We start from the raw sequence: 7,225 nt of genomic DNA, 5'->3' as shown, positions 1-7,225 counted from the left end.
GGACCAGCGCAAGCCATTGCGATTGATGAAGATAATGCCACTCAGAACGCGACGATCATCGACGCGCGGCTTACCATGGCTCTTGGGAAAGAAGGGCCGCAGCCGCGCCATCTGTGCCTCCGTCAGCCAGAAAAGGTTGCTCATCGTTCAGTCTCCTTGCGGAGGCTGAATCACGCTGCCAGCGCAAGATCAATGGGTCCTGACCCTAGGCCCCGCGATGCCGCCGCCAGCCGATTCTGTCGAAGAGCGGTCCATAGACGCCCGCAAGCGCCCGCAATCCCGCGCCATCGGTGCGGCCTGCAGGCTCCCACCCCTTGGTTGCGATCCCCAGGATGCGCGGGGCGATCATGCCCTCGGCCTGCCGGTCATCGGTCGTGAACTCGCCCCAGAAACAGGCCTCGACGCCCGCGATGCGGGGCGTGATGTCTTCGGCCCCCGTCGGCACCGGGTCCCAGGCCACGGTCTTTGCCAGCGGCACGAAGCCCGCCCAGGCCGCGCCCCAGTCGTCGGGATCGTCACTGTGCGCGAGATCGAAATAGGCGTGCTGCGCGGGGCACATCACCACGTCATGCCCGCGCCGCGCGGCCTCGATCCCCGGACCCTGGCCGGTCCAGCTGAAGAGAAGCGCGCCGTTTCCAACCCCGCCCTGACAGCCCTTCGCCGCCTCCTCCCAGGCCGCGACGCGCACGCCCACAGCGCCCAGCCCCGAGGCCAGCTTCGCCAGCATCCAACCCTGCACGTCGTCCGAGGTCTGAAGCCCCTCGCGCGCCTTCAACGCCGCCACGGCGGGCGAGCCGCCCCAGGCCCCATGCGGTGCCTCGTCCGCGCCAAGGTGCAGGATGCCCAGCGGGAAAAGGCTTGCGACCTCCTTCGCCAAAGGCAGGAGCAGGTCCCAGGTCGCGGGCACCGCCGGGTTCACGATGTTGTCGAGATACCCCTGAACCGAGACCTCTTCGCCATTGTCGCCGGGGTCGCGCAGGCCGGGCACGGCCTTGACCATCGCGTGAGAATGGGCCGGGACCTCGATCTCTGGCAGGACCTCGATCTGCAGCGCCTTGGCATGGGCGACAATCCGCGCCACATCCGCCTTGGAGTAGCTGCCCCCCGCCCGGATGCCGCCGCCAAAGACGCCCGGCACCAGTTCCCCCTCGCCCCGGAAGGCCGTGCGCTGCCAGAGAAGTGGCTGGGTGTCGACCTCCAGCCGGAAGGCCTCATCATCGGCGAAATGCCAGTGGAACCGGTTCAGCTTCAAAAGCGCCATCAGGTCCAGAAGCCGCAGGATGAAGTCGACCCCAAAGAAATGCCGCGCACAATCAAGGTGTTGGCCGCGCCAGCCAAAGCGGGGCTGGTCGGTGATCGTGCCGCAGGGAAGCGCGCCGCCCAGGGTTTCACGCAGGGTGAGCAGAGTGATCCCCGCGTAATGCAGGCCCGCAGCCCCCCCTACCGCGACCGCCAGGCCAGTCGAGGCGATGGTCAGCCGATAGCCTTCGGGCCCCAGGGTGGCATCTTCCGTGACGTCAAGCGGAAGACCGTCCGAAGTGACAAAGGCGGCAAGGCCAAGCCGTGTCGCAAGGTCCGCCACCCCCTCCAGCCCCCGAACCGGGGCCACTGCCATCAGCGCCACCACCCCGCCCGATGGTGTCCAGTCAGTCGGCTGGGGCACGAGCGGCAGGCATCCGTGGTCCAACGCAGGGGCCGGCGGACCGTCCCCCTTCCGCAACCCAAGGTCGTTCCCGGGCGGCAGGGGCAGGCAGTCCTTCCCGATCCGCAGATAGGCCCCCAAAGGAAGCCAGGCCCGGTTGCGCGGCCCGAATTCCTTCACCGCGTGCTCCAGCACCACCTCGTGCTCTGCGCCGGCAGCAAGGTCCGGTAGCGCCACCTCGGCATAGCCCGCCACGCGGCGCACCATCGTCCCACCCGAAATCACCTTCGGCGCGGCCATCAGCGAAAAGCAGAGGATCGGCGCGGCCAAAGGACGATCCGTTCCGATCAAGCAACGGATCTGGTTGCCGTCGATCCGTGTGGCAAAGGTCAGGGTCATGGAGCGTCCAGCCTCAGTTCGGCAATGAAATCATAGATATCACTGCGGTAAAGCCCGCGGGTGAACTCGATCGGGCGGCCCGTGGGCAGGTAGGCCGTCCGGTCGATCCGCAGGACCGCAGCCCCTTCGGGCAGCAAAAGCAGCTTGGCGTCGGCCGCCGTCAGGTTGACCGCCGTGATCCGCTGCACCGCCCGCGTCGGCGCCTTTCCCAAGGACCGCAGCACGTCGTAAAGCGAGGTTTCGACCGCGTCTGGGTCGGGCAGCACGTCGGTGGGCAAGGACGACCACTCCAGCGCCAAAGGCGTGTCATCGGCAAAGCGCAGCCGTTCCACCCGCGCAACCCGTTCGCCTGCCGACAGGCCCAGCGACATCGTCTCGTCCGGTGTCGGCAGGAACAGCCCCCGACGCAGGATGCGGCTGGACGAGGTCTTGCCGCGCTGGCGCATGTAGTCGGTGAAGGACAGAAGCGCGGACAGAGACTGTTCGATCTTCGACCGTGCGGGCTTGACGAAGGTCCCCGCGCCTCGCCGCTGCTCCAGCACACCGTCCGCGACCAGCTGGCTGACCGCCTTGCGCACCGTGACGCGGCTGACATCGGCGATCAGCGCAAGCTCCCGTTCGGGCGGAAGTTGCGTCTCGGGCGGCAGTTCCCCGGCGGCAATCGCTGCCGAGAGGTGGCGATACAGCTGTTCATACCTGGGCCCGCGCGCGGCGCGGAACCAGGCGTCGGGGCGGTACAGCGCCTGATCGTCTTCCATTGGAAGCCCCCGAATTGGTATTATTCTGATGGGACCAAGTCCCTTCACTCGGCGCAGAATTGACCAAGAACCCGCACGAAAACAAGAGGAATCCGCAGATGGTCCGGTTTTTCTGTGCGTTTGGTATTATGCTGGTAGCGTTGCGTCTGTTTTTTGGTATCGTCACCCCAACGACATGATTCGAGCCGCACCGCCCCTGCCAGGGCGGCCCAAGGTCCGAACGCCAACCGATTTGGGGGAACCGCATGACGCTTGTCGCCGAAGGGGCAGCACCAGACCGGATGCAGCGGCGCGAGCTTAGCGAACGCGCCTTCGCCTGGCTGCTGATCTCTCCCGCCCTGCTGTTCATCCTGGTCATCGTCGTCTGGCCCCTGGCCGAGACGATCCGCCTCTCGTTCACCGACGCCACCCTGGGCGGCGAGAACTTCGTCGGCATCGCCAATTACGCTGCCCTCTTTGCCGACCCGAAGTTCTGGCAGACCGTGGGCCGCACCTTCTACTGGATGGCGCTGGCCGTCAGCCTGAAGCTGATCGTCGGCCTGATCGGCGCCAGCCTTCTGAACGCCGCGATCCCCGGCAAGGCGCTCTTCCGCGTCCTCGTCATGCCGCCCTGGGTCATCCCGGTCGCCATCGGCGTCATCGGCTGGAAGTGGATGTACAACGGCTATTTCGGCCTGATTTCGGGGCTGTTGCAGGAGTTCGGCCTGGTCGAGGACCGCGTGGCGCTTCTTGCCACCAAGACCTCGGCCTTCTACTCCGCCATTGTCACCGACGTCTGGGTCGGCACCCCGATGGTGACGCTGTTCTTCCTGGCCGCGATGCAGGGCGTGTCGAAAGACCTGTATGAAGCCGCCTGGGTCGACGGCGCGAGCCGCTGGTATCGTTTCCGTCGGATCACCATTCCGCAGATCATGCCGGTGATCGTTTCGATGGCGCTCCTCTCCGCGATCTGGACCTTCAACAGCTTCGAGATCATCTGGATCCTTACCGAAGGCGGCCCGCGCGGGGCCACGACGACCCTCATCATCGACACCTACAAGGTCGCCATCTCCTCCCAGCGCTTCGGCGAGGGTGCGGCGCGGGCCGTCGTGATCGTGGTCCTGCTCGCCGCCTTCTCGCTTTTCTACCTGTGGTTCCTGAACCGCGTGAACCGGCATTACGGGGCGAAATGAGATGATCGACCGTCTGACGCTCCTCCAGAAGATCGGCGTCTACATCGCCACCTTCTTCTTCCTTCTCTTCATCCTGATGCCCTTCATCGAGATGATCCGAGTCAGCCTCCGGCCCATGAGCCACCTGATGACCGCCGACTTCACCTGGTGGTCCGAGGATTTCAGCCTGCAGGCCTACCGCGACATGTGGGTCACGGTGCCGCTTCTGGGGCGCTACATCTTCAACTCGATCTTCGTGGCATCGTCGGTCACGCTGATCACGATGATCGTCGTCATCCCCGCCGCCTACGCCTATGCCCGGCTGGAGTTCCCGTTCAAATCCCTGTCGCTGGGCGGGTTCCTGGCCGTCAACATGTTCACCGGCGCGGTCCTTCTGATCCCGCTCTACCGGGTCCTCCGCACGCTTTCGATGCTGAACACCTACTGGGCGATGATCATCCCCGGCGTGGCCTTCCTGATCCCGACGGGCATCTGGCTCCTCCGCTCCTACCTCGAAAAGATCCCGCGCGAATTGGAGGAAGCCGCCTATGTCGACGGCGCCTCGCGCCTTTACACGCTGCGCCGTGTGGTCCTGCCCCTGGCGGCCCCCGGCCTGATCGTCGTCGGCACCGCGGTCTTCATCGGCGCCTACGCCCAGCAGTTCCTGTTTGCCATCACCTTCAACAACGTCCGCGAGATCCAGCCACTGCCCGCCGGCCTTTACGAATTCATCGGCTACCAGGACGTCACCTGGAACGAGATGATGGCCGCCGCCCTGACCGGCATCACCCCGGTGATGATCGTGTTCCTTTTCCTGCAGAAATACCTCGTCGCGGGTCTGACCGCAGGCGCGGTGAAAGAATGACCAACCACAACAGACGTCCAACCAAGGGAGACTACGCATGACCCACTTCAAGACCCTTACGGTCGCCGCGGGCCTGATGGCCGGCACGGCCCTTTCGGCCCAGGCGCAAGAGCTGCACTTCATCATGTGCGGCGGCGAAGTGCGCCCGGCCGACCAGGTCGTGATCGACAAGTTCCAGGCCGACAATCCCGGTGTCACCGTCAAGATGGAAGCGGTGGAATGGGGCACCTGCCAGGACAAGTCGATGCAGCTTGCCGCCGCCGGTGACCCGCCGGACGTGGCCTACATGGGCAGCCGCACGCTGCGCCAGCTGGCCAACAACGACCTGATCGTCCCCGTCACCTTCACGCCCGAGGAAGAGGCCGCCTATCAGCCCGGCGTCCTGAAAACCGTGACCAACGGCGGCCAGTACTGGGGCATCCCACACGCCTTCTCGACCAAGGCCCTCTACATCAACTGCGCCGTGGTCACGGCTGCCGGGGCCGAGTGCAAGGCCCCTGCCACCTGGGCTGATCTTGTGACGCTGGCGAAGACCGTGACCGACAACACCGACGCCGCAGGCATCGGCATCGCCGGCAAGGACTTCGACAACACGATGCACATGTTCCTCGACTTCCTCTATTCGAACGGCGGCAAGGTCTACAACGACGACGGCACCCCGGCGCTGGACAGCCCGCAAACGCGCGAGACGCTGCAGCTTTACGCGGACCTTCTGCCCTACATGCAATCCGGCCCGACCGAATGGGAACGCGACCAGATGCGCGACCTCTTCAACGACGGCCAGATCGCGATGTATGTCTCGGGTCCCTGGGGCGAAGGCCAGCACGCAGAGCAGGTCCCGACCCAGATCGTCGCACCGATCCCGGCTGGTCCGTCTGGTCCCTCGGGCACCATCCTGATCACCGACTCGCTGGCCGTCTTCAAGGGCACCGGGAATGAGGAAATGGCGATCAAGCTGGCCAAGGCGCTGACTTCGGGCGATGCGCAGTATGACCTCGACTCGAGCTGGGGCCTGACCCCGATCCTCGACTATGAAAAGATGGGCAAGACCGACGTCTACTACACCAAGGGCAACTGGCCGATCTTCGTCGCCGGCATCTCGACCGGTGGGCCAGAGCCGATGGTCGAAGACTTCAAGGCGCTGCAGGCCGTCTTCACCAACATGATCCAGGGGATCATGCTGGAAGAAGGCACCGTGGATGAACTCGTGACCCAGGCCGGCGTCGAACTGGCCGCCGTTCGCTGATCCAATCGGGGGCGCGGGTTCCTCGCGCCCCCTCCCTTCCCCGCAAAGGACTGCCCGCATGGCCACGCTTGACCTGCAAAGCATCACGAAATCCTTCGGCACGGCCCAGGTGCTGCACGGCATCGACCTTGCGATCCGTGATCGTGAGTTCGTCGTCTTTGTCGGTCCCTCCGGCTGCGGCAAGTCCACCCTCCTGCGCATCATCGCGGGGTTGGAGGCCTCGACCTCCGGCCGCATCGTGATCGACGGCGTCGATGTCTCTGCGGCCGCCCCGGTCGACCGTGGCATCGCGATGGTCTTCCAGAGTTACGCCCTTTACCCCCACCTCTCGGTCTTCGAAAACATCGCCTTCCCCCTGCGCGTCGCCCGCTTGCCGGAACCCGAAGTTCGCCAGAAAGTCGGTCGCGCCGCCGAGATCCTGCAGCTGACCGAAAAACTCCCACTAAAACCCGGCCAACTCTCCGGCGGCCAGCGCCAGCGCGTCGCCATCGGGCGCAGCATCGTGCGCAACCCCAAGGTCTTCCTCTTCGATGAACCATTGTCGAACCTCGACGCCGCCCTGCGCGGTGAGATGCGCGTCGAACTCAGCGCCCTGCAACGCGACCTTGACGCCACGATGGTCTACGTCACCCACGACCAGGTGGAAGCCATGACGATGGCCCACCGCATCGTCGTCCTGAACAAGGGACGCATCGAGCAGTTCGGCACGCCCATGGAGCTGTACCACCACCCCGCGACCCGCTTCGTCGCCACCTTCATCGGCCAGCCCAACATGAACCTCCTGCCCGCCACCGTGATCGGCACCGGAACTGAGGGTCTGACGGTCGAGCTTCACGGCGGTACCCGCATGACCCTGCCCGTTGACACCGCCACCGCCAAAACCGGCGACCAGGTCGAGGTCGGCATCCGCCCCGAAAGCCTGCAGCTTGGCACCGGCGTGACCATGCGCCTGCGAGTCCTCGAACGCCTCGGCGGCACCGCCATCGCCTATGGCCAGATGGCCGACGGCTTGAAGCTCTGCGCCGCCCTCTCCGGCGACACCACCGTCCACGAAGGCGAAGAGGTCGGCCTGACCTTCGCCCCCGCCGACGCCCATGTTTTCGACACCCAAGGCCGCGTGATGCGGCGGCGGCAGGCGCCAGCCCTCGCCGCCTGAAGAAGGAG

General features: G+C 65.5%; 7 protein-coding genes. 4 read left to right on the top strand and 3 right to left on the bottom strand.

Annotated features, from left to right (window positions below):
• From U1E69_RS07565 to U1E69_RS07555, 3 genes are all read right to left on the bottom strand, one after another.
• Positions 1–144: transposase (locus tag U1E69_RS07565; RefSeq protein WP_322243749.1), on the bottom strand; the 144-nt coding region annotated here is incomplete at its 3' end.
• 61 nt (positions 145–205) lie between these two features.
• Positions 206–2,041, bottom strand: coding sequence for a beta-N-acetylhexosaminidase (locus U1E69_RS07560; RefSeq protein ID WP_322243745.1), 1,836 nt, complete (start codon positions 2,039–2,041; stop codon positions 206–208).
• The gene (locus tag U1E69_RS07555; RefSeq protein WP_322243744.1) at positions 2,038–2,799 is read right to left on the bottom strand and encodes a GntR family transcriptional regulator; all 762 of its coding nucleotides are present in this window, start codon (positions 2,797–2,799) and stop codon (positions 2,038–2,040) included. Before U1E69_RS07555 ends, U1E69_RS07560 begins: the two co-directional genes overlap by 4 nt.
• 245 nt (positions 2,800–3,044) lie before the next feature.
• Here U1E69_RS07555 and U1E69_RS07550 point away from each other — a divergent pair, with 245 nt between their 5' ends.
• From U1E69_RS07550 to U1E69_RS07535, 4 genes are read left to right on the top strand one after another with little or no spacing between them, the layout of a single operon-like run.
• Complete coding sequence (locus U1E69_RS07550) at positions 3,045–3,971, top strand: sugar ABC transporter permease (RefSeq protein WP_322243743.1); 927 nt, start codon at positions 3,045–3,047, stop codon at positions 3,969–3,971.
• Position 3,972: 1 nt separating this feature from the next.
• Complete coding sequence (locus U1E69_RS07545; RefSeq protein ID WP_322243742.1) at positions 3,973–4,815, top strand: carbohydrate ABC transporter permease; 843 nt, start codon at positions 3,973–3,975, stop codon at positions 4,813–4,815.
• Between the two features lie 37 nt (positions 4,816–4,852).
• The gene (locus U1E69_RS07540; protein ID WP_322243741.1) at positions 4,853–6,061 is read left to right on the top strand and encodes a sugar ABC transporter substrate-binding protein; all 1,209 of its coding nucleotides are present in this window, start codon (positions 4,853–4,855) and stop codon (positions 6,059–6,061) included.
• 58 nt (positions 6,062–6,119) lie between these two features.
• Entirely contained in the window at positions 6,120–7,217 is a 1,098-nt protein-coding gene (locus U1E69_RS07535) for a sn-glycerol-3-phosphate ABC transporter ATP-binding protein UgpC (protein ID WP_322243740.1), read from the top strand.
• The last annotated feature ends 8 nt before the right edge of the window (positions 7,218–7,225 follow it).

The organism is Tabrizicola sp. (genome assembly GCF_034366665.1).
Lineage (GTDB): Bacteria > Pseudomonadota > Alphaproteobacteria > Rhodobacterales > Rhodobacteraceae > Tabrizicola.
Note: the sequence above shows the minus strand (reverse complement) of the source record. Positions and strands in the feature narration are given on the sequence as shown.